Source organism: Achromobacter sp. PD1 (assembly GCF_048541815.1).
GTDB lineage: Bacteria > Pseudomonadota > Gammaproteobacteria > Burkholderiales > Burkholderiaceae_B > Achromobacter > Achromobacter bronchisepticus_A.
Window position 1 is genome coordinate 6,535,510 of sequence record NZ_CP183349.1, and the last position, 21,170, is coordinate 6,556,679.

General features: G+C 66.6%; 23 protein-coding genes. 10 read left to right on the forward strand and 13 right to left on the reverse strand.

Annotation, left to right across the window (positions count from 1 at the left end; genetic code table 11):
- The first annotated feature begins 58 nt into the window (after positions 1-58).
- Together ACM1PE_RS30830 and ACM1PE_RS30835 are read left to right on the forward strand one after the other, a co-directional pair.
- Entirely contained in the window at positions 59-1,300 is a 1,242-nt protein-coding gene (locus ACM1PE_RS30830; RefSeq protein ID WP_059378259.1) for a PLP-dependent aminotransferase family protein, read from the forward strand.
- Between the two features lie 200 nt (positions 1,301-1,500).
- Entirely contained in the window at positions 1,501-2,517 is a 1,017-nt protein-coding gene (locus ACM1PE_RS30835; RefSeq protein WP_059378256.1) for an amino acid ABC transporter substrate-binding protein, read from the forward strand.
- A 58-nt stretch (positions 2,518-2,575) separates the two neighbouring features.
- Here ACM1PE_RS30835 and ACM1PE_RS30840 read toward each other — a convergent pair whose 3' ends face one another.
- The 3 genes from ACM1PE_RS30840 to dprA all read right to left on the reverse strand — a co-directional run bounded on the left by ACM1PE_RS30840 (position 2,576) and on the right by dprA (position 5,191).
- A complete protein-coding gene (locus ACM1PE_RS30840) occupies positions 2,576-3,049 on the reverse strand; it encodes a hypothetical protein (protein ID WP_059378355.1) in 474 nt (157 codons plus the stop codon).
- Between the two features lie 8 nt (positions 3,050-3,057).
- The gene (locus ACM1PE_RS30845) at positions 3,058-3,966 is read right to left on the reverse strand and encodes a hydroxymethylglutaryl-CoA lyase (RefSeq protein WP_059378254.1); all 909 of its coding nucleotides are present in this window, start codon (positions 3,964-3,966) and stop codon (positions 3,058-3,060) included.
- 112 nt (positions 3,967-4,078) lie between these two features.
- The gene (gene dprA / locus ACM1PE_RS30850; RefSeq protein ID WP_419342069.1) at positions 4,079-5,191 is read right to left on the reverse strand and encodes a DNA-processing protein DprA; all 1,113 of its coding nucleotides are present in this window, start codon (positions 5,189-5,191) and stop codon (positions 4,079-4,081) included.
- A 217-nt stretch (positions 5,192-5,408) separates the two neighbouring features.
- Here dprA and def point away from each other — a divergent pair, with 217 nt between their 5' ends.
- On the forward strand, positions 5,409-5,921 hold the full coding sequence (gene def / locus ACM1PE_RS30855; protein WP_059378250.1) for a peptide deformylase: 513 nt from the start codon (positions 5,409-5,411) through the stop codon (positions 5,919-5,921).
- Between the two features lie 170 nt (positions 5,922-6,091).
- Positions 6,092-7,033, forward strand: a complete 942-nt coding sequence (gene fmt / locus ACM1PE_RS30860; protein WP_059378248.1) for a methionyl-tRNA formyltransferase — start codon at positions 6,092-6,094, stop codon at positions 7,031-7,033.
- A 34-nt stretch (positions 7,034-7,067) separates the two neighbouring features.
- On the opposite strand, the gene ACM1PE_RS30865 is transcribed toward fmt, so the two are convergent.
- From ACM1PE_RS30865 to ACM1PE_RS30880, 4 genes are read right to left on the reverse strand one after another with little or no spacing between them, the layout of a single operon-like run.
- Positions 7,068-7,694, reverse strand: a complete 627-nt coding sequence (locus tag ACM1PE_RS30865; RefSeq protein WP_419342070.1) for a pyridoxamine 5'-phosphate oxidase family protein — start codon at positions 7,692-7,694, stop codon at positions 7,068-7,070.
- An 18-nt stretch (positions 7,695-7,712) separates the two neighbouring features.
- Positions 7,713-8,339 (reverse strand): HAD hydrolase-like protein, encoded by a 627-nt coding sequence (locus ACM1PE_RS30870; RefSeq protein ID WP_059378241.1) that lies wholly within the window; start codon positions 8,337-8,339, stop codon positions 7,713-7,715.
- Positions 8,340-8,388: 49 nt separating this feature from the next.
- Complete coding sequence (locus tag ACM1PE_RS30875) at positions 8,389-8,955, reverse strand: hypothetical protein (protein WP_118933583.1); 567 nt, start codon at positions 8,953-8,955, stop codon at positions 8,389-8,391.
- Between the two features lie 37 nt (positions 8,956-8,992).
- Positions 8,993-9,580, reverse strand: a complete 588-nt coding sequence (locus ACM1PE_RS30880) for a TIGR00730 family Rossman fold protein (RefSeq protein WP_059378237.1) — start codon at positions 9,578-9,580, stop codon at positions 8,993-8,995.
- Positions 9,581-9,801: 221 nt separating this feature from the next.
- Here ACM1PE_RS30880 and ACM1PE_RS30885 point away from each other — a divergent pair, with 221 nt between their 5' ends.
- Positions 9,802-10,362, forward strand: a complete 561-nt coding sequence (locus ACM1PE_RS30885; RefSeq protein ID WP_059378234.1) for a ferritin-like domain-containing protein — start codon at positions 9,802-9,804, stop codon at positions 10,360-10,362.
- Here ACM1PE_RS30885 and ACM1PE_RS30890 read toward each other — a convergent pair.
- Positions 10,359-10,754, reverse strand: coding sequence for a winged helix-turn-helix transcriptional regulator (locus tag ACM1PE_RS30890; protein WP_059378232.1), 396 nt, complete (start codon positions 10,752-10,754; stop codon positions 10,359-10,361). The genes ACM1PE_RS30885 and ACM1PE_RS30890 overlap by 4 nt on opposite strands.
- 81 nt (positions 10,755-10,835) lie before the next feature.
- Between ACM1PE_RS30890 and ACM1PE_RS30895 the strand changes: the two genes are divergently transcribed.
- A complete protein-coding gene (locus ACM1PE_RS30895; protein ID WP_059378230.1) occupies positions 10,836-11,153 on the forward strand; it encodes a DMT family transporter in 318 nt (105 codons plus the stop codon).
- A 37-nt stretch (positions 11,154-11,190) separates the two neighbouring features.
- Here the strand turns inward: ACM1PE_RS30895 and rimO are convergent, their stop codons facing one another.
- Both rimO and ACM1PE_RS30905 read right to left on the reverse strand, forming a co-directional pair.
- Complete coding sequence (rimO, locus tag ACM1PE_RS30900; RefSeq protein WP_059378353.1) at positions 11,191-12,528, reverse strand: 30S ribosomal protein S12 methylthiotransferase RimO; 1,338 nt, start codon at positions 12,526-12,528, stop codon at positions 11,191-11,193.
- A gap of 179 nt (positions 12,529-12,707) precedes the next feature.
- A complete protein-coding gene (locus tag ACM1PE_RS30905) occupies positions 12,708-12,965 on the reverse strand; it encodes a helix-turn-helix domain-containing protein (RefSeq protein WP_059378228.1) in 258 nt (85 codons plus the stop codon).
- Between the two features lie 338 nt (positions 12,966-13,303).
- Here ACM1PE_RS30905 and ACM1PE_RS30910 point away from each other — a divergent pair, with 338 nt between their 5' ends.
- Positions 13,304-14,278, forward strand: coding sequence for an Abi family protein (locus ACM1PE_RS30910; protein ID WP_419342071.1), 975 nt, complete (start codon positions 13,304-13,306; stop codon positions 14,276-14,278).
- On the opposite strand, the gene ACM1PE_RS30915 is transcribed toward ACM1PE_RS30910, so the two are convergent.
- From ACM1PE_RS30915 to ACM1PE_RS30925, 3 genes are all read right to left on the reverse strand, one after another.
- Positions 14,267-15,289, reverse strand: coding sequence for a HEAT repeat domain-containing protein (locus ACM1PE_RS30915; protein ID WP_280016315.1), 1,023 nt, complete (start codon positions 15,287-15,289; stop codon positions 14,267-14,269). The two genes, ACM1PE_RS30910 and ACM1PE_RS30915, sit on opposite strands and share 12 nt — an antisense overlap.
- An 81-nt stretch (positions 15,290-15,370) precedes the next feature.
- Positions 15,371-16,063, reverse strand: a complete 693-nt coding sequence (locus ACM1PE_RS30920) for a HEAT repeat domain-containing protein (RefSeq protein ID WP_280016314.1) — start codon at positions 16,061-16,063, stop codon at positions 15,371-15,373.
- A 96-nt stretch (positions 16,064-16,159) separates the two neighbouring features.
- Positions 16,160-16,792: a LysE family translocator gene (locus tag ACM1PE_RS30925; RefSeq protein WP_059378206.1), complete on the reverse strand. Its 633-nt coding sequence runs from the start codon at positions 16,790-16,792 to the stop codon at positions 16,160-16,162.
- Between the two features lie 92 nt (positions 16,793-16,884).
- On the opposite strand from ACM1PE_RS30925, the gene rsmB reads away from it, so the two are divergent.
- From rsmB to ACM1PE_RS30940, 3 genes are read left to right on the forward strand one after another with little or no spacing between them, the layout of a single operon-like run.
- A complete protein-coding gene (rsmB, locus tag ACM1PE_RS30930) occupies positions 16,885-18,222 on the forward strand; it encodes a 16S rRNA (cytosine(967)-C(5))-methyltransferase RsmB (RefSeq protein WP_118933572.1) in 1,338 nt (445 codons plus the stop codon).
- 40 nt (positions 18,223-18,262) lie between these two features.
- Positions 18,263-18,853, forward strand: a complete 591-nt coding sequence (locus ACM1PE_RS30935; RefSeq protein ID WP_419342073.1) for a DUF4390 domain-containing protein — start codon at positions 18,263-18,265, stop codon at positions 18,851-18,853.
- On the forward strand, positions 18,850-21,165 hold the full coding sequence (locus ACM1PE_RS30940) for a sensor histidine kinase (RefSeq protein WP_059378204.1): 2,316 nt from the start codon (positions 18,850-18,852) through the stop codon (positions 21,163-21,165). Before ACM1PE_RS30935 ends, ACM1PE_RS30940 begins: the two co-directional genes overlap by 4 nt.
- The last annotated feature ends 5 nt before the right edge of the window (positions 21,166-21,170 follow it).

Below are 21,170 nucleotides of genomic sequence, written 5' to 3' on the forward strand. Positions count from 1 at the left end.
TGCCATCCGGCGCCGCCCCAGCGGGCGACACGGTATCCAACCTACACAGTCTCCCGCCATGTCCACCGCAGCGCCTGAATACGCTTTCGCCACGCCTTTCCTGAATCCTCCCGCTTCCCCCATCCGATCGCTCATGCCGTATGCCATGCGGCCGGGCACCATTTCGCTGGCGGGCGGCTATCCCGCGCAGGAACTGTTCGACGTGGAAGGCCTGTCGATCGCCTCGACCCAGGTCCTGGCCCGCCTGGGCGCCTGCCTGCAGTATTCCAACATCGACGGCCAGGCCAGCCTGCGCCACGAATTGGCGCGCCTGTCGGCCGAACGCGGCCTCCATTGCAACGCCGATACCGAGCTGGTCGTGACCGGCGGCTCGCAACAGGCACTGGCGCTGCTGACCCGCGTCATGCTGCAGCCCGGCGACCACGCCATCATCGAATCGCCCGCGTTTCCCAATTCCGTACAGGCGCTGCGCTACACCGGCGCAACGGTGCATACGGTGCAGTCGGGTCCCGAAGGCATCGACGTGGACGCGCTGGACGAACTGGCCGGCCGCATCAAGCCCAAGATGGTCTGCGTGGTCGCCTCCTTCTCCAACCCTTGCGGCGCGACCCTGACGCGCGAGCGCCGCCTGCGGCTGCTGGAACTGGCGGTCAAGCACCGCTTCCTGATCGTCGAGGATGATCCTTACAGCGAACTGCGCTTTGCCGGCGAGGCGGTGCCGCCCATCGCCGCGCTGGCCGAGGGCGAAGCGCGCCACTGGGCCGTGTACCTGGCCAGCATGTCCAAGACCATGGCGCCGGCGCTGCGCATCGGTTGGCTGGTGGCGCCGCCGGAAGTCCGCCGCCGCTGCGTCAGCGCCAAGGCGGCCGACGATATGGCCTCGTCCGCCTGGATCCAGGAAGTCGTGGCCCAGTACCTGGCCAACGGCCGCTACGGCGAGCACGTGCCGCGCATCCGCGCGGCCTACGGCCAGCGCTGCGACGCGATGGCGGAATCCCTGGCCCGCGAACTCAACGGCCGCGTCACCTTCAGCAAGCCCGAGGGCGGCATGTTCTTCTGGGCCCGGCTGACCGGTGAGATCGACGCCACGCGGCTGTTGCCCTACGCCATCGAGCACGAGGTCGTCTACGTGCCGGGCAAGGCGTTCTACGCGGACGCGGCGCAGGCCGACCTGCACGCCATGCGCATGTCCTTCGCCACCATGAATGAAAGCCAGATCGCCCAGGGCATGGTGCGGCTGGGCCGCGCGCTGGACGCGTGCGAGGCCAACCAACCGGTGTCGATCTCGCTGGCCGCCTGATGCTCTGATGCCGGCTTGACGGCGCGCATGCGCCTCTGGCTGGCCTGTTGCTAAGCTCTTCAGACTGTCCGCCCCGGCGCTTGCGTGCGGGGTGCGCATACCTAAATAAGCGCTCGTTATTTGGTTTGGGCGCTTCATGTCTATAAGCTTCTTGCCTCGGCGCGTTCCCGCGCCCGCAAAGCAGAACAGGAAACGAGGTCATGAACATTGCAAAAGGGTTGATCGGCGCGGCGTTGCTGGCGGCAGCGGCACAGGGCGCGCAAGCGGCCACGCTGGACGTGGTGCGCCAGCGCGGCGCCGTGGCTTGCGGCACGACCACGGGCTTCGCGGGCTTCTCCGCGCCCGACGCGCAAGGCAAGTGGCAAGGCCTGGACGTGGACCTGTGCCGCGCAATTGCCGCGGCGGTCTTCGGCGACGCCAACAAGATCAAGGTGGTGCCGTTGAATTCGCAGCAGCGCTTCACCGCCCTGCAATCTGGCGAGGTGGACGTGCTGACGCGCAATACCACCGTGACGCAGCAGCGCGACACCGCACTGGGCATCATCCACGCCGGCATCAACTTCTATGACGGCCAGGGCTTCCTGGTGCCGAAGTCCTTGGGCGTGAAGAGCGCCAAGGAGATCAACGGCGCCACCATTTGCCTGCAGACCGGCACGTCCAACGAAAACACGCTGGCCGATTGGGCGCGCGCCAACAACGTGAGCTACAAGCCGGTCGTGATCGAGACCTTCAACGAAGTGGTCAACGCGTTCGCCGCCGGCCGCTGCGACGTCTTCAGCACCGATGCCTCGGGCCTGGCCTCGATCCGCATTTCCAAGCTGCAGAACCCCGACGACTACGTGGTGCTGCCCGAGATCATCTCCAAGGAACCGCTGGGGCCCTTCGTGCGCCAGGGCGATGATGCCTGGCTGAACATCGTGCGCTGGTCGCTGTCGGCCATGATCGAAGCCGAGGAGTACGGCGTGTCGTCCGCGAACGTGGACGAGCAGGCCAAGAGCGCCAACCCCAACATCAAGCGCATCCTGGGCGTCACGCCCGGCAGCGGCGCCAACCTGGGGCTGGACGAGAAATGGGCCTACAACATCGTCAAGCAGGTGGGCAACTACGGCGAGAGCTTCGAGCGCAACGTGGGCCAGGGCAGCCCCCTGAAGATCAAGCGCGGGCTGAATGCGCAGTGGACGCAGGGCGGCTTGATGTACGCGTTGCCGATACGGTGACGACGACGGGTTTCGCGCGTTGGGCAATCGATTGCCTCGTGCGCGAAGCCCAATGGCTTTATCCGCGCCGGTACAACTCCGCGATCTTCACGAACGCCGCCCGCAGTTCCCGCGTGCCGCCCTGGAAGATCATCGGCCGGCCGCGGTGCGTGAACACCACCAGCCGCTTGGAAAACAGCATCGGCACGAAGCGCGCGTAGCGCACGTCTTCCCAGGCGACTTCGCGGCGTGTGAACCAGGTCTGGCGCAGGCCGCGTTCGTCGATGGTGGTGATGGACGTCTGCATGTGCCAGGAAACGAACAGCAGCCCCAGAAAGCACAGCCCCACCACGACGGCCAGCAAGGTGTCGAAGGGCTGCGAGGGCGCACGGATGGCGGTGGTGACCACCTGCACGCCCAGCACCGCCAGGATGACCCAGGTCAGGATGCGGACCCAGTCGGGCCAGGCTTGGCCGGACAAGGGCAGGGGACCGATGGTACGCAGCAGCGCCGCGTGTTCCTCGGCGGAGGGCGTGCTGGCCGAAGCGTTCATGCGGTCCGTCATGCCGCCCGTTTGGCGGCAATGGCGTTGCCCGCGCGGCTTGCGCCCTTGCGGTTCAGGTGGGCCGACATCCATTGGCCGATGTCGACCACGGCGTCGAAGTCCACGCCGGTGTCGATGTCCAGGCCGCGCAGCATGTACAGCACGTCTTCGGTGGCGACGTTGCCGGTGGCGCCCTTGGCGTAGGGGCAGCCGCCCAGGCCGGCCACTGAAGTGTGGAAAATCGAGATGCCGGTTTCCAGCGCCGCCAGGATGTTGGCCAAGGCCTGCCCGTAGGTGTCATGGAAGTGGCCGGAGATGCGGGCCGGGTCGGCCACGCGCGTCACTGCGCTCATCACTTCGCGCACGCGCTTGGGCGTGCCCACGCCGATGGTGTCTGCCACGTCGATCTCGTCGACCTGCATCGCCAGATAGCGCTGCGCCACATCCACGACCGCTTCCACCGGCACTTCGCCCTGGTAGGGACAGCCCAGCGCGCAGCTGATGCTGCCGCGCACGCGGATACCGGCGGCGCGTGCGGCCTGCACCACGGGTTCGAAGCGCGCGATCGATTCGGCGATGGAACAGTTGATGTTCTTTTGCGAGAAGGCTTCGCTGGCCGCGCCAAAGATCACGATTTCATCGGCGCCGGCGGCCAGCGCGCCCTCGAAGCCCTTCATGTTGGGCGTCAGCACGGAATAGATGGTGCCGGGACGGCGCTCGATGCGGGCCATCACTTCGGCGCCGTCGGCCATTTGCGGCACCCATTTGGGCGACACGAACGAGGCGGCTTCCACATTGGGGAAACCGGCGGCGGATAAGCGGTTGACCAATTCCACCTTGATGTCGGTGGGGACGAATTCCTTTTCGTTCTGCAGGCCATCGCGGGGCGACACCTCGACGATCTTCACGCGGGAGGGCAAAGCCATGTTTGTTCCTGTCTCGGGATGGGGTAAGCGGCGCGGCAGGGCGGCGCTATCTGCCCAATATTAGCGCCATAGCGCCGACCCTGTTTTGCAGGGAGGTCCAGGGGGAACAACCCTATTTCATGCGCTGGTAACGGCCATCGTCGAGCCGGACGATGCGGCCTTGCAGCTCCAGTTCGACCAACTGCGTCTGCAGGTCGGCGGTGTCCATTCCAATGCGGGCCTGGATCGCATCCAGGTGCAGCGGATCGTAGCCCAGCGCGTCCAGCACCGGGTGGTCAGGCAAGGCCTCCGCGGCGGCGGGCTGGGCGCGCGCGGCCGGCGTGGGGGCGCCGCCCAATTCGTCGGTGATGTCGCGGGCGGTTTCCACGAGCTTGGCGCCCTGGCGGATCAGCGCATGGCAGCCGCGCGAAAGCGGCGAATGGATGGATCCGGGAATGGCGAAGACCTCGCGCCCGCCTTCTGCGGCAAGCCTGGCCGTGATCAGCGATCCGCTCTGGCGGGCGGCTTCCACCACCAGCACGCCGCGCGCCAACCCGGCCACGATGCGGTTGCGCTTGGGGAAGTGCTGCGGCAGCGCGCCCGTGCCCAACGGCAGTTCCGACACCAGCGCGCCGTGCGCCGCGATGCGGTGCGCCAGGTCGCGATGCTTGGCGGGGTAGATGCGGTCTATGCCGGTGCCCATGACGGCCACCGTGCCGGCGCCATCGGGGCCGGCGTCCAGCGCGCCTTCATGGGCGGCGCCGTCGATACCTAGCGCCAGCCCGCTGACGACGCGCCAGCCATGCCCGGCCAGATGCCGCGCAAAGGCGCGGGCGTTTTCCTGGCCGCCGGGCGTGGCGTTGCGCGCGCCCACCACGGCCAGCGACGGCCCCTGCAGGAAAGCGGGGTCGCCCGCCACATAGAGCAGGATGGGCGGGTCGGCGATGGTCAGCAGGCTTTGCGGATAGGTGGGATCGGCCAGCGTCAGGATGTGCCGGCCGGGCGCGGCCACCCATTCCAGCGCGCTTTCGACCTGCGCCGCCATCTCTGGCGGCATCGGGGCGGCCAGCTGCCGCGCCAGCGCTTCGGGCAGATGGCGCGACAGAGCCGCGGCGCGCTGGGCGTAGATTTGTTCCGGCAGGCCGAGCGCGCCGAGCAGGGTGCAGGCGGTGGCGGAGCCGATGTTCGGTTCCAGGGACAGGCGCAGCCAGGCGGCCAGTTCGGAAGGGGATTGCGTAAGCGGCATCGTGCGGGGCGCGTAAGGGCGTCGGTGGTGCGAGAGTGTCGCATGCGGGGCGTTGGGCCGCGGGCCGGGGCGGATTGATTTGCGGCGTGGCGCGGCCAGGAAACTCCCGGGCTCATGGCAATCCTGCCAATCCCGGGATTAGCCGAAAACTATTAGAAATCAAGAGTCTAATGAATTAAACTCTTATGTAAACCTGACTACTGGCATTTCCCCCGCAATGGCTTTACTTCCTATTCTTCGCTACCCGGACCCGCGCCTGCACAAAAAGGCCAAGCCGGTCGCCGAGGTCGACGACCGCATCCGCCAACTGGTGCGCGACATGGCCGAAACCATGTACGACGCGCCGGGCGTAGGCTTGGCCGCGACCCAGGTCGACGTGCATGAGCGCGTCGTCGTGATCGATGTGTCCGAGGAAAGCAACCAGCTGCTGGTCCTGATCAATCCCGAGATCACGTGGCGCAGCGACGACTACAAGATCTACGAAGAGGGGTGCCTGTCCGTGCCTGGCGTCTATGACGACGTCGAGCGCGCCTCCCGTATCCGCTGCAAGGCGCTGGACGTGGATGGCAAGCCCTTCGAGTTCGAGGCCGACGGTCTGCTGGCCGTGTGCGTGCAGCACGAGCTCGATCATCTGGAAGGCAAGGTGTTCGTGGAATACCTGTCCAGCCTGAAGCAGAACCGCATCAAGACCAGGCTGAAAAAGGCCGAGCGCGAAGCGTTGCGAGCGTAGAGGGGCCCACCTCCTACCCGCTGCACGGGCCCCCTAGGCGGGCCCCTCTCCAGGGGGCGGCGCAGGGGGACCGGCAAAGCCGGATCCGCGGCGCCCCGGATCGGTCAGGCCTCCTGGCTGCGGGCAACGCGATTCTTTGAACGTCCGTTCCATTCTTCTTTTCACGTCCCATGCGCCTAGTCTTTGCCGGCACGCCGGAATTCGCCCGTATCGCTTTTGACGCCCTGCGCGCCGCAGGCCATGAGATCCCGCTGGTCATGACCCAGCCCGACCGGCCTGCCGGGCGCGGGCTGAAGCTGACGCCCAGCCCCGTGAAGCAGGCGGCGCTGGACGCCGGCATCGAGGTCGCCCAGCCGCGCAGCCTGCGCCTGGACGGCCGCTATCCCGAAGAGGCCGGCGAGGCCCGGGCGCTGCTTGAGCGTGTGGCCCCCGATGTGATGGTGGTGGCCGCCTATGGCCTGATCCTGCCGCAATGGGTGCTGGACCTGCCGCGCCTGGGCTGCCTGAACATCCATGCCAGCCTGCTGCCGCGCTGGCGCGGCGCCGCGCCCATCCAGCGCGCCATCGAGGCCGGCGACGCGCAGACTGGCGTGACCATCATGCAAATGGATCAGGGCCTGGATACGGGTGACATGCTGCTTGAACGCGTCGTGCCCATTGGCGGCGACACCACGGCGGCCGAACTGCACGATGCGTTGGCGCTGGCGGGCGGCGAGGCGATCGTCGCGGCGCTGGATGCGCTGGCTCAAGGTGGACTGACGCCGCGCAAGCAGCCCGAGGCCGGCGTGACCTACGCCGCCAAGCTCGACAAGGCTGAGGGCGCGCTGGATTGCACGCAGCCGGCGGAACTGCTGGCGCGCCGCGTGCGCGCCTTCAATCCCGTGCCGGGCGCCAGCATCCGCCTGCCCGGCCTGGCAGACCCGGTGAAGGTGTGGCGCGCGCAGGCGCTGGATCAGGCCACGACGGCTGCGCCCGGCAGCGTGCTGCGGGCCGATGTCTCAGGGATCGACATCGCCACCGGCAACGGCGTGCTGCGCCTGCTGGAATTGCAGAAGGCGGGCGGCAAGCGCCAGCCCGTGGACGTGTTCGCGCGCGGCTGGCAGCCGGCCTGACAACACCGGGGCCGAGCCGCCCCGGAACTCGCTTTCAATACAAGGTGCTGGCCACGCGGGCGGGTAGATCGCGGTCGTAGGTGACGCCGTCGAACGTGCCTGCCGTCAGGTCCGACAGGATGCGGCCGGCGCTGGGCAAGGCGCTGCGCGGCACCTGGGTAGCGGGATCCCACAGCTTGGAGCGCAGCAGGGCACGCGAACACTGGAAATACACGGTGTGCACGTCGACGACGAGCACCGAGCGCGGCAGCTTGCCGTCCATCTCGAAGCGGGCGAGCAGGGCGGGGTCCACGCTGATGCGCGCCGCGCCGTTGACGCGCAGGGTTTCGCCCACGCCAGGCACGAGGAACAGCAACGCGACCCGCGGGTCGGCCAGGATGTTGCGCAAGCTGTCGATGCGATTGTTGCCGCGGCGGTCCGGCAGCAGCAGCGTCTTTTCGTCCTCCACCACTACAAAGCCCGCGGGGTCGCCGCGCGGCGAGGCGTCCAGGCCATCGGGACCCGCGGTCGCCAGCATCGCGAACGGCGCGGCTTCGATGAAGGCGCGGTAGTGCGGATGCACATGGTCCACTTCCTTTTTGATCGAGGCTTCGCCAGGCGAGCCGTACAGCGCTTGCAGGGCGTCCGCGTCAGTAACCAGGTGGGCAGGGTCGATATGCATGGCAGTGAGGTCCCAGGTTCAGGCCAGCGCGGCTGGCAGGTCGGCAACAGTCAAGAACAGCTCGTCGGGGCCGCGTTCGCGCAGCGCCTCGACATGGTTATAGCCCCAGGCGACGGAGCCCACGCGCACACCCGCCTTGCGGGCGGCGTCGATGTCGCGCATTTCGTCGCCCACCAGCAGAAAGCGCTCGGGGGCGGTGCCGTGCTGCTTGAGCAGGCGGTCGATCTTGGCGGACTTGCCGAACAGGTCGGTGCCGCATTCGTAGTTGTCGAACAGGGCGGCGGTTTCCGCGCCCAGCACGCGCTGCACGTTCTCGATGGAGTTCGAGCTGACCACCGCCAGCCGCAGCCCGCCCGCCTTCAGGCGCGCCAGCGCGTCGGGAATGCCGTCGAACAGGTGCACGCTGGGGTCGATTTCCTGCATCAGCGTGCGCACATGGGCCATGATGGCGGGCAGCTTCCACAGCGGGATGCCGAGAAACTTGAGGATCTCGGCGGCATCGCGATGGCGCAGCTGGTCGCGTTCGGAGGCGTCGATCTTGCGGAAGCCATATTTGTCGGCCACCGTATTCAGGATGGAGTTGAACCATGGCATGGTGTCCGCCAGGGTTCCATCAAAATCAAAAGCAGCGATGTCGTATTTCAAGTCGCGGATCTCTAGAGCCTGTTGATGCTGAAATGGCCGTGTACCGACCCTAGGCGCCGTTCGGATGCAGCAGATAGTGCACGACGGGAGCCAGGCCTTCGAGCGGCGGCGCGCCGGCCACGACGCGGGCGGCGCTGGCCCAGGGATAGTCCAGGCCCAGCAGCCATCCGAACACCGCTTCGGTGTCGTGCGCGGGCAGCGTCACCATGGTTTCGATGGTGATGACGAGGTTGCTGGCGCGATAGGGCTCGGGCTGGAATTCCCAGTCATAGCGGCCACAGCCCACGCGGACGTTGCCCGTGGCCTTTTCCGTCATGCCCACGATCCAGTCGCACTGGTAGTCGGGCAGGCGCGCGCCAGCCTCGGGCCGCGCCAGGTAGAACGTGTAGACGTTGTCGTAGGTCTGGCCGAACTTGCGCACCAGCGTATCGGTGATGGCGGCCAGGCCGTGCGACTCGGGCGGAAAGGCAATGGCCTGCGTGCGCAAGGCCATCTTCAGCACGGCGTCCGGCGCGAACGCGCGCGCCATGTAGTGCGGGCGGTTCTCGTCCTTGGCGTGAAAGTAGTCGCGCAGGACGGATTCGGTACTGGCGGGAGTCAACGCATGGGTGGGCATTGCGGGGCTTCCGTTGTGGTCTGGTGAATGGATGGCCTCAGGCCTTGATCTGTTCGAACCACTTCGAGACATTGGGTGGTTCGTACATGGCGTAGCGGTCCAGCAGCAAAGCAGGGTCCTCTTCCACCACCAGCATGTCGCGATGCTGGGGGCGGATGAATTCTTCCTCGACCGCATGGTCCACGAACTGGACCAGCGCGTCGTAGTAGCCGGCAATGTTCAACAGGCCGCAGGGCTTCTGGTGCATGTTCAGCTGGGCCCAGGTCCAGACTTCAAAGAACTCTTCCAGCGTGCCCGCGCCGCCTGGCAGCGCGATGAAGCCGTCGGCCTTTTCCATCATCATGGCCTTGCGCTCGTGCATGCTCTGCACCAGGTGCAGTTCGGTCAGGCCGCGGTGCGCCTGTTCCTTCTTCATCAGCAGTTCCGGGATCACGCCGATCACGCGGCCGCCGGCGGCCAACACCTCATTGGCCACCACGCCCATGATGCCCACGACCGAGCCGCCGTACACCAGTCCCAGATCGCGCCGCACCAGTTCGCGGGCCAGCACGCGGGCCTGCTCGATGTAATCCGGCCGGGCGCCCGGGTTCGAGCCGCAATACACGCAAATGTTCTTCAGAGTCATAGATCTTCGGGTGATGCCTATCCCGTTACAGATTGCGTCACGGGTTTTCGGGAAGCCCATAGTTTACGCAAGGTTCGAAAACCGGTTTCGCCGGGCAATTTGGAGGGGCGCAGGCAATGTTTGGACACAGCATGTTCCGCCACGATCGGTAGACTGGGTTGTACGGAGAGACTGGAAGCCCAGTGTCGCAGTGCTTTCACTTAACCAAGAGGAGCCACGATATGGAACAAGCAACCCGTACCCACGCGCAGGCGAGCCGCCCGTTCGACATGGACGTGAAGGCCATACGCGCCAAGGCGCGCAAGGACATCGAGTCCGGCGCCGTGACCGACACTTATCGCGCCGACCGCCAGACCGTGTTGAAGCTGCTGAATGAAGCGTTGGCTACCGAGATCGTCTGTGTGCTGCGCTACAAGCGCCATTACTTCATGGCCCGGGGACTGAACGCCGAGCCCGTGGCCGCGGAATTCGCCGAGCACGCCACGCAGGAACAGGACCATGCCGACCGGCTCTCGGAGCGCATCGTGCAGCTGGGCGGCGAGCCCGACCTGTCGCCCAAGGGTCTGTTGGAGCGCAGCCATTCTGAGTACGTCGAAGGCACCTCGCTGGAGGACATGATCAAGGAGAACCTGATCGCCGAGCGCATCGCCATCGACAGCTACCGCCAGATGATCGAGTACATCGGCGAACAGGACACCACCACGCGCCGCCTGCTGGAGGAAATCCTGGCGGTGGAGGAAGAGCACGCCGACGACATGTCGGACTTCCTGGCCAAGCGCTAGCGGGCGCGGCGCGCCGCCCGGGCATCGTGGCGGCGCGCGGCCGCGTCCAGCGCCGCATGATGGGTCTCGGCCCACCGGTCCAGCGCGATCAGGGCCACGTTCAGGGACTGGCCCAGTTCGCTCAGCCGGTAGTTCACGTGAGGCGGCACGGTGCCCAGGTCCTCGCGCAGCACCAGGCCGTGGCGCTCCAGTTCCTTGAGCGTCTGCGTCATGACCTTTTGCGAAATCCCGTCCAGCCTGCGCAGCAGCTCGTTGTTGCGCATGGGGCCATGCTCCAGCGCAGGCAGGATCAGCGGCACCCATTTGCCGGCGATCAGTTCCAGGGCGCGGCGCGACGGACAGGCGGCGTCGAACACGTCGCCCGCGGGCGTGGAGGCGGATGGCTTTTTCATAGTTACCAAAAGGTGCGTACTTGTCGTGCGGTAACTATAGTCTCTAAGCTAGCCGTTCCCTAGTCCTGGCAGGAGGCCGCAATGGCCTGGTTGATTCTGGTCGCCGCGAGCGCGGTGGAAATCGTGATGGCCCTGGCCTTGAAGTATGCCGATGGCTGGACGCGTTTGTGGCCCAGCGTGATCGGTATCGCGGCCGCGCTGGGCAGCGTGTTCTTGCTGACCTTGGCCATGAAGCAGCTGCCCGCAGGCACTGCCTATGCCATCTGGACCGGCATCGGGTCCGTGGGCATCACCGTGCTGGGGATCATGCTGTTCGGGGATTCGCCGTCCGCCGCCCGCCTGCTGTGCATTGCGATGATCGTGGGCGGGGTGGCTGGGCTCAAGCTGCTGGAAGCTTGAGCCCAGCACGCGGCGGGCGCCGCGCGCGGGGCCGGGCTCAGATCGCGTCGGCCCAGAGGTCGTATTCGTCGGAATCGGTGACGCGCACGCGCACCAGGTCGCCCGCCTTCAGGGGCTTGTCCGAGCTGACGTAGACGCAGCCGTCGATCTCCGGCGCGTCGGCGCTGCTGCGGCCCACGGCGCCGTCTTCGTCCACTTCGTCGATCAGCACGTCGATCTCGCGGCCCACCTTCCTGGCCAGGCGGGCGCTGGAGATCGATTGCTGCAGTTCCATGAAGCGTTCCCAACGTTCCTGCTTGACCTCGTCCGGCACCGGATTGTCCAGCAGGTTCGCGGGTGCGCCTTCCACCGGCGAATACTGGAAACAGCCCACGCGGTCCAGCTGCGCTTCCTGCATCCAGTCCAGCAGGTACTGGAAGTCTTCCTCGGTTTCCCCGGGGAAGCCGACAATGAAGGTCGAGCGTATCGTCAGATCCGGGCAGATCTCGCGCCAGCGCTTGATGCGGGCCAGGGTCTTGTCCTCGAAGGCCGGGCGCTTCATGGCCTTCAGGATGCGCGGGCTGGCGTGCTGGAACGGAATGTCCAGGTAGGGCAGGATCTTGCCCTCGGCCATCAGCGGGATCACTTCGTCCACGTGCGGGTACGGATACACGTAGTGCAGGCGCGTCCACACGCCCATCTCGGACAAGGCCATACAGAGTTCGGTCATGCGGGTCTTTACCGGACGGCCGTTCCAGAAACCGCTGCGGTACTTCATGTCCACGCCATAGGCGCTGGTGTCTTGCGAGATCACCAGCAATTCCTTCACGCCCGCCTTGACCAGGCGCTCGGCTTCGCTCAGCACGTCACCCACCGGCCGGCTGACCAGGTCGCCGCGCATCGACGGGATGATGCAGAAGCTGCAGCGGTGATTACAGCCTTCCGAGATCTTCAGATAGGCGTAGTGGCGCGGCGTGAGCTTGATGCCTTGCGGCGGCACCAGGTCCAGATAGGGGTTGTGGTCCTTCTTGGGCGGCGCGGCCTGGTGCACCGCGCGCACCACCTCTTCGTATTGCTGCGGGCCGGTCACGGCCAGCACGCTGGGGTGCACGTCGCGGATCACCGATTCCTCGACGCCCATGCAGCCGGTCACGATGACCTTGCCGTTCTCGGCCAGGGCTTCGCCGATGGCCTCCAGCGATTCCGCCTTGGCGCTGTCGATGAAGCCGCAGGTATTGACGACGACCACGTCGGCATCGTTGTACTCGGGCGTGACGACGTACCCTTCGGTCCGCAGCTGGGTCAGGATGCGTTCGGAGTCGACCAGGGCTTTGGGACAGCCCAGGGATACGAAGCCCACGCGTGGGGTTCGGCCGTCGGCGTTGGCCGCGGCGATGGTGTCGGCCAGGGCGGAGGTGGCGGACGCGTTCGCGTCAGCGCTGTTGGCCTTGCCGGGGCCCTTGCCAGGCCGGGAGGATTCGAGGATTTCCAATGTCGTTCACCAAAAAAACGCGCGGCAAGCGTGTCGCGCGGCGGATGTGTTGTTCATGTCGGGCGAGGCCGGGGCGGCTGGCCTCAAGATTCAGCGTGTTCGTTGGCGGGCCACGGGGGCAGCTCTCGCAGGGTCTCGGGGTGCAGCATTGCTACCTGTAGCAGGGTCTTTGCCGCACCCGAGGGGGTGCGCCGTCCTTGCTCCCAATCTTGCAGCGTGCGCACGCTCACGCCCAGCAGCTCAGCGAAATCCGTTTGCGGCAGGCCCACGCGATTGCGTGCTTCGCTGATATGCGACGCCTGCCACGGTGCGCTGCGCGCCGTCGGGGCAGCATTCTTCATGGCTCTTCAAAAGTCGGGTGGCGCCTGTGCGGCGTCCCAGGGGGTCATGCCGTCGCACCATGATGGGGGCGAAGGCGAATTTTTAATTATACGGCATTGCCGTAGGCCATGTGCAGCGGGGCCGAGACTGTGTCCGATATTTCATAGGGGAGATTGCGGCTCGCAGGCCAGGTCCTTGATACTTGGGACAGGGTCGCATCGATCCTTGACCGATTTCTTTGCACCCATGCATAATTCTTCCAACGCAACCCGCCACACGTGTTATCCACGGATAACGTGCCTCGCTCAGAGGCCGTGCAAAAGGCGGGTTTTTCACGTCCATGGTCTGTGCAACAACAATGACGAATGAAGCGCAGGCCGCGTATTCCGCGCCGACGCGAACAGACCGCGGTCCCAGGAAGGCGTTCGACAAACCACATCTTGAGCCGGAGGCGTTGATCGTCAAGTTGCGGGGCCAGGGCATGGTTATCGATGCGAAGACGGCGTTGCCCTATTTGCGGCAAATCGGCGGCTACCGGTTGAAAGGCTATTGGTATCAATGGCAGGACGCGGAAACCAGGAGGTTTCGCGGCCACGTCCATTTCGACCAGGTGATCAGGCGCTACGAGTTTGATCGCGAGCTACGCAGAATTACCAGTGACGCACTCGAACGAATAGAGTTGGCAGTGCGCACCGTGATGTCGAATGTGCTCAGCCGGCGGGAGGGGCCGCATTGGTTCATGAAAGAGGATCTTTTCACTTGGCCGCAGGGTTGGCGGCATCAGACTTTTCTCGAGAAAGTCCGGGACGAAATCGACCGCGTTCGTAAAAAGCCATTCATCGCGCACTATCGCGCAACGTACGATTCTCCCGAGTTTCCGCCAAGCTGGGTCGTGAGTGAATGCCTGTCCTTCGGATCCTGGACGCACGCATACAAGGGCCTGGCGAACGGTGAGTATCGCAAGGAGATCAGTCGAAGGTTCGGCGTAGAGGCCTGCGCTGTTTTTGACACATGGCTCCATGCTTTTGCAGTGCTGCGCAACACGGTCGCGCATCATGGCCGTCTATTGGGTGCACAGACCAGTGTGACGCCGGGTGACTATCGGAAGCGCGGACTCAGCTTCAATAGGCGTCGCACCTTCTTTGTGACGGCATCCGTCATTAGCTACATCGGAGCGCGTCTGGGGTATGGCCGGAGCTGGGAGGGCGATCTGCAATCGCTGATGGAGCGCTTTCCCGACATTCCAGTCGAGCTGGGGTTGGGTTTCCCGCCCAATTGGCGGGAGCAGCCCGGTTGGGCGTCCCAGTCTTCCATCCCGCGACTAGCGCAGTGATCCGTCGGTCATGCTGCTACGTACATCAATGACATATGCAGCGCCGCGCGCAACTTCCGGCGCCGGATCCGCCGCCAGCCGCGCAAGCAGCGCTGTCGCCATCGCGCCTGGAATCTCAGCTAGCGCCTGCGAGATGCGGACACGGGCCTGGACCGGGGTGTCGTCGTCGGCCGTTGCAGCTTCAAACCGCGACACGATTTGCAGGGCGACTGCGGGATCCTCCGCGAGTCCGGCCAGGGCGTCGGCTGCTTCGACATCGTGATCGCCGACCAAGATCTGTTCGATCAGCAGGGGGATGGCATCATGCACGCCCTGTGCGCCAAGCGTCCGGGCGGCCCGGTACCGGATATCGGCACTGGAGTCCGCCAGCGCCGTTCGCAACAGGTTGAACGCCTCGTCGCTGCCCACATAGGCAAGCGCCACTACCGCGCGTTCGCGCACCTCGGCATCGGGCAGGCGTAGGGCGGCCGCAAGCACGCCAATGCCGTCGCCTTCGGTTCTGGCCAGGGCCCAGCGCAGGGCGCCCGCAACGTTCTGGTCGGGCTCCTGCAGCAAAGCCTGGGCCACCCGTTCGCTCAGCGGCGCGCCGCAGATCGCCGCATCCAGCGCTGCGCGCTGTCGCAGCGGCGCATCCGCCGAGTCCAGCTGGTTCAGCAATTGGACGATGTCCAGCACCTTCGGCCAATCGGCAGGGGCCGCCGCGCGCACCGCGCTCAGCCGCGCCAGCAGCTCCTGCTCCGCGGTCAGACGCTGTTGGCTGCGCGTGATGAGTTCGTCGATGAGGGCATCGGGCAGGGGGCCTTGGCGGTTTAGCGCTTGGCCAACCTCCGAAAGCGCCAGGCCCAGCGTGCGCAGGCTCTCCACCTGGAAAAGACGCCAGACATCGGCTTCCGAATACTCGCGATAGCCCGCCATGGTGCGGCCTGAAGGTTTGAGGAGTCCGAGCGAGTCGTAGTGCCGCAACATGCGCGCGCTGATCCCCGAACGCCTGGCCAGTTCGCTGATGCGCATGAATGCTCTCTCCTGTGTGGTCTGCGCCCCAACCTGCGTATCCGCGCCTGGGGGACGGTTTTGCGGCCGTTGCTCAGACAATTATCGCTGCCCGGAAGGGCGCGCGGAATCGGTGGCGCGCGGCAATGACGGCGCCATAGTCCGGGCGTCCGCGGGGTCCAGCACGAAGGGGCCTTCCGGATCCGCGATCAGCCTGAGGGTGGCGCGTGCGTGGACGCGCACCGACGGGCGCTTGTGCTTTGCGGCGGCGGCTTGGAGGAAGGCGATTGCGGCGTCTCCGAGCATCGCCAAGGCGCGGCTGAGACTGCGTTTGAGATCCGTATCGCCGCGCCCGAGTTCTAGCACCAGCTCCCGCGCCAGACCGTCGCGTTGCGAGACCGGCGCCAGCCCGGCGGCGGTGCGCCATGCGGTTCGCGCGACCTCCGGATCCGCGTCATGTAAGTGCGCGCGCGTGATGGCGGACCAAGTGCCAGGATCGCCGATCTTCGACAGCGTGTGCAGCGCCTGGCTGCGCGCTTGGGCCCGGGGCGAGTTCAGTTCTGCCAACAGCAAGGGCAGGGTGTCGGCCTGCGGGTGCCGCGTCAGCGCCCAGGTGAGCATATCGCGCACGAAAAAATCCGCGTCCGTGCCGCAGCACGCCACCAATAGCGGGACGCTGACAGGATCGGGGAGCGTCCCGGCGCGCAGCGCGGCCGCCAGGCGGACCGATGCGTCCGGGTTGTCGAGCGCCGTCTTCAAGGCGGCATGGGAACTGCCGGGGGGGTGATGGGCCATGGGGTGCCTCCTTGCCCGGCAGTGGACACCTTCACACTGTGAGAAGGTCAAGGAGGCGGCAAACGGATCCGCAAGTGATTTGAAATCGAGGTCCTATCAAGGCGCGCTGCGCCGGTACAAGGCCAGGGTCCCCGCCAGCCCAATCAGCAGCCCCCCGCAGACGCGGTTCAGCCAGCGCAGGCCGGCGCCCTGGAAGGCGCGCACCATCTGCGCGCCCAGCGCGGCGTAGGCCAGCATCACGGCAATGTTCATCAGCGCCATGACCCCGGCCAGCACGGCGTATTGCGCCAGCAGAGGGGCGGCCGGATTGATGAACTGGGGCAGGAAGGCGGACATGAACAGCAGCGCCTTGGGGTTGGTCAAGGCCACCGCGAAGCTGCGCAGGCCTAGCGCCAGGCCGGCCGGACGCCGGGCGTCCGCCTGGGCGGCAGGCATGACCAGCGCCGCGTCCGAGCGCAGCATCTTCCAGCCCAGATAGGCCAGATAGGCCGCGCCCACCCATTTGATGAGCTGGAAGGCGATTTCGGACGCCGCCAGCACCACGCCCAGGCCCGACGCCACCGCGCCGATCAGGATCAGGTCGGCCAGTACCGCGCCGGCCATGCCCCAGCAGGCCGCGCGCACGCCGTGGCGCGAACCGTTGCTCATGGCGAGCAGGACGGTGGGGCCTGGCGTGATGATGGTGACGGCCGAGGCCAGGATGAAGAGCAGCAGGGTGGCGAGGGTCATGAGGGGCTCCGTGGCTGGGGCCAGTGTGCCGTGACGGCCGCCATTCGTCCAGGTCCGGCTACCATAGCGGTCTTATCTCCTGAATTTGCATCATGTCCACGCGTTCCGACTCCCCCAATCTGGCCCCTCCGCTGTCCTCCGTCCTGCTTTCCAGCGCGGAGGTGGTCGAGGGCGTGCTGGACGGCCGCTCCCTGACGGACGCGCTGGCCGGCGTGGAATCGTCCTTGCGGCCCGCCACGCAGGCCGTGTCGTTCCATGCGATGCGCTATCTGGGCTGGGCCGACGCCGTGGGCCGCGAGATGGTGCAGCGCTATCCCAGCGTGCTGTTCGAATCGCTGCTGCTGGTGTCGCTGACCCTGCTGAAGGAAGAGGGCGACGCCGCGGCTGCCCTGCCGGGCATGCCGGTCTACGCGGCGCACACGGTGGTGGATCAGGCGGTGACGGCGGCCTCCCGCAGCCGCGCCCTGGCTTCCTATAAGGGCATGCTCAACGCCTGCCTGCGCCGTTTCCTGCGCGAGCGCGCGGCGCTTGAGGCTGCCGTGGCGGATAGCCCCGAGGCCCAATGGAACCACCCCGGCTGGTGGGTCAAGCAGCTGAGCGTGGCTTACCCGCGCGAGTGGCGCGAGATCCTGGCCGCGGCCAACCTGCCAGCGCCGCTGACGCTGCGCGTCAACCGCCGCCGCGCCAGCCGCGAACAGGTGTTGGCCGCCTTCCAGGCCGTGGGCCTGGCGGCCGAGCCCGTGGGCCAGTCCGGCCTGGTGCTGGCCACGCCCAAGCCGGTGGCGCAATTGCCCGGTTTTGCCGAGGGCTGGTGGTCGGTGCAGGACGCCGGCGCGCAGTTGGCGGCCGAGCTGCTGGCGCCCGCCGATGGCATGCGGGTGCTGGACGCCTGCTCGGCCCCCGGCGGCAAGACCGCCCACCTGCTGGAGCTGGCCGATATCGACCTGTTGGCGCTGGATGCCGATGCCGACCGGTTGGCCCGCGTCGGGCAGAACCTGGACCGGCTGGGCCTGGCAAGCGACCGTGTCCAATTGAAAGCGGCGGATGCGGCGGACCTGGACGCCTGGTGGGACGGCAAGCCGTTCGACGCGGTGCTGGCCGACGTGCCCTGCACGGCCTCGGGCATCGTGCGCCGCCATCCTGATATCCGCTGGCTGCGGCGCGAGAACGACGTGCGCCGCACGGCCACCCTGCAGGCCAGCATCCTGGACGCGCTCTGGCGCACGGTGGCGCCCGGCGGGCGGCTGCTCTACGTGACCTGCTCGATCTTCCCGATCGAGGGCACGCGCCAGGCGCTGGAGTTCATGCAGCGCCATCCGGAGGCGCAGCGGCTGGACGCGCCCGGCCAATTGCTGCCAGTTGCGGTCGATGCAACACCTGCGGCGCAGCGCGACGGGTTTTTCTACGCCTTGTTTGCCAAGCAGTCCTGAATCGCCAAGAATAGGGGGCATGACGTAGTTCCGGTGCCGTATGTCCATTATTCCGCGCTTAATTCTCGGGTTGTTGCTCGCATCTGCCTTGCTTTCTCTTGTGCCGGGCGGGCAGGCGCATGGGGCCGAACCCAAAGTCACCGAAGTTCGCCCGGCGGTGCGCGACGGCAAATTGGAAATCGACGCGGACATCGAGTTCGAACTGAACCAGCAACTGCGGGACGCGGCCCAGCGTGGTGTTCCGCTCTACTTAACCGCTGATCTCAACATCAACCGCGAGCGCTGGTGGTGGTTCGACAAGTCCCTGGTCGACACGTCCCGCACCTGGCGCATCATCTACAACGCCCTGACCCGGCAATGGCGGGTGGGCGTGGGCGAACTGACCTTCCCCGTCGCCTCGCTGGATGACGCCATGGGGGTCATCCGGCACATCCGCAACTGGCCGGTGGCGGACGCCGCCGACTTCGATGCGGGTGTGCTGTACGGCGGCCAGTTGCGCCTGCGTCTGGATACGTCGCTGTTGCCGCGGCCCTTCCAGGTCAACGCCCTGAACAGCAGCTCCTGGGTACAGTCGACGCCGTGGATGGACTTCACGTTCGTGCTCAGCGACAAGGAGAAAGACCCGTCATGAGGCTTGTGCTTCGGCTGGCCCTGATGGTTGGCGCCGCAAGCGGCCTGGCATTGCTGGGGCTGCTGGCGTGGTCCACCGGCAATGCCTCGCGCTTTGCGCGCTACTACGACACGCTGCTGGTGCTGAACGGCATTTTCGCGCTGGCGCTCTTCATCTGGGTGGTGGCGCTGACCGTGAGGCTGGCGCGGCAGATCCGCCGGCGTCAGTTCGGCGCGCGGCTGACGGCCCGCTTTTCCCTGGCGTTCGCGCTGATCGGCGTGGTGCCCGGCGCCCTGATCTACACCGTGTCGGTGCAGTTCATGTCGCGCTCGATCGAGTCCTGGTTCAACGTGCGCGTGGACACGGCGCTGGAGGCGGGCCTGAACCTGGGCCGGGCCGCGCTGGACTCGCTGCTGGCCGACCTGGACGCGCGCGCGCGCTCCATGGCCATGGAACTGAACCGCAGCTCCGACAGCGGCGTGACGCTTGCCTTGACGCGGCTGCGCGAGGCCAACGGCGTGCAGGAAGCCATGGTCTTCACCGGCAGCGGGCGCATGATCGCGTTCTCCACCAGCCAGTACGGGCAACTGCTGCCGGCGACGCCGCCGTCCACCGTCATGAACCAATTGCGGCTGGCGCGCGGCTATTCCGCCGCCGAGGCCGATGACCCCGTGACTCCCGGCGCCGAAGGCGGGCTGCATCTGCGGGTGGTGATCCCGCTGACGGGCCCCGACCGCTACGACAACCTGTTGGGGGCGGCGTCCGAACCGCGCTGGCTGCAGTTGCTGCAGCCGGTGCCCGAGCAGATCGCCCATAACGCCAATCTGGTGCAGCAGGGTTTTCGCGACTACCAGGAGCTGGCGCTGTCGCGGCTGGGCCTGCGCAAGCTGTATGGCATCACCCTGACCCTGGCCTTGCTGCTGGCGGCCTTCGGCGCCATCGCGGTGGCGCTATCGCTGTCCAAACGGCTGGTGCGCCCGCTGCTCAGCCTGGCGGGCGGCACGCAGGCCGTGGGCGTGGGCGACTACCGGCCTTTGCCCGAGCCGCCCGAGCGCGACGAAGTCGGCCAGCTCACGCGTTCCTTCAATGCCATGACGCGCCAGCTCGACGAGGCCCGCCGCATGGTCGAGAGCAACCGGCAACAGCTGGAACGCTCCAATGTCTATCTGGAAAGCGTGCTGTCGAACCTGTCCTCCGGGGTGCTGGTGTTCGACGAATCGTTCCGCGTCACCACCGTCAACCAGGGCGCCCAGACCATCCTGGGCGCGGACCTGCGTTCGGTGATCGGCCGGCCGCTGGAGACGGTGGCCGGCATGCTGGAGTTCGCCAACATCGTACGGCAGGCCTTTTCCGCCCATGCCGCGGTGGGTTCCGAGCGCCAGCACTGGCAGCAGCAATTCGAGATCGCTCCGGGCCAGGATGACGCGCCCGCCGGGGCGCAGCCCCTGACCCTGCTGGCGCGCGGCACGCATCTGCGCGTGGATGGGCGCGGCAACGGCTATCTGGTGGTGTTTGACGACATCACCGAAGTGATCTCGGCCAACCGGACCGTTGCCTGGGGCGAGGTCGCCCGCCGGCTGGCGCACGAGATCAAGAACCCGCTGACGCCGATCCAGCTGTCGGCCGAGCGCCTGGCGATGAAGCTGGAGGGCAAGCTGCCGCCCGCCGAGGCCCAGATCGTGGAAAGGTCCACCAATACCATCGTCAACCAGGTGGCATCGCTCAAGCAGATGGTGGACGATTTCCGCGAATATGCCCGCACGCCGCCGGCCGTGATGCAGCGCATCGACTTCAACGCCCTGGTGGCGGACGTGCTGTCGCTGTACGGCTGGGAGCCCGAAGGCGGTGCGTCGCGCCTGGCCGAAAAGGCCCTGAATCTGGACGTGACGCTGGCGCCGGACCTGCCGCTCATCGAGGGCGATCCCACCCAGTTGCGCCAGGTGATCCACAACCTGATGTCCAATGCCCGCGACGCGATCGCCGAGCAGGGCGGGCAAGGGCGGGTCAGCGTGACCACGCAGCTCATGCGCAGCGAGCAGCCCGACCGGGCGGCCCATCAGGCGCTCAGATTCACGGTCGCCGATACGGGCCCGGGCTTTCCTCCCCAGGTCATGCAGCGCGCGTTCGAGCCCTACGTCACCACCAAGTCCCACGGGACTGGGTTAGGATTGGCAATCGTACGCAAGATCGTGGAAGAACACGGCGGGCGTATCGACCTTGCGAACCGCAAGGAAGGGGGCGCGCGGATCTCCATATTGTTGACCCGGCTGGCTTCCGAGGCCGATACTATGGACGCGACCGCGCAAGAAAAGGATAATGCGGCTACGCAATAGGTGGA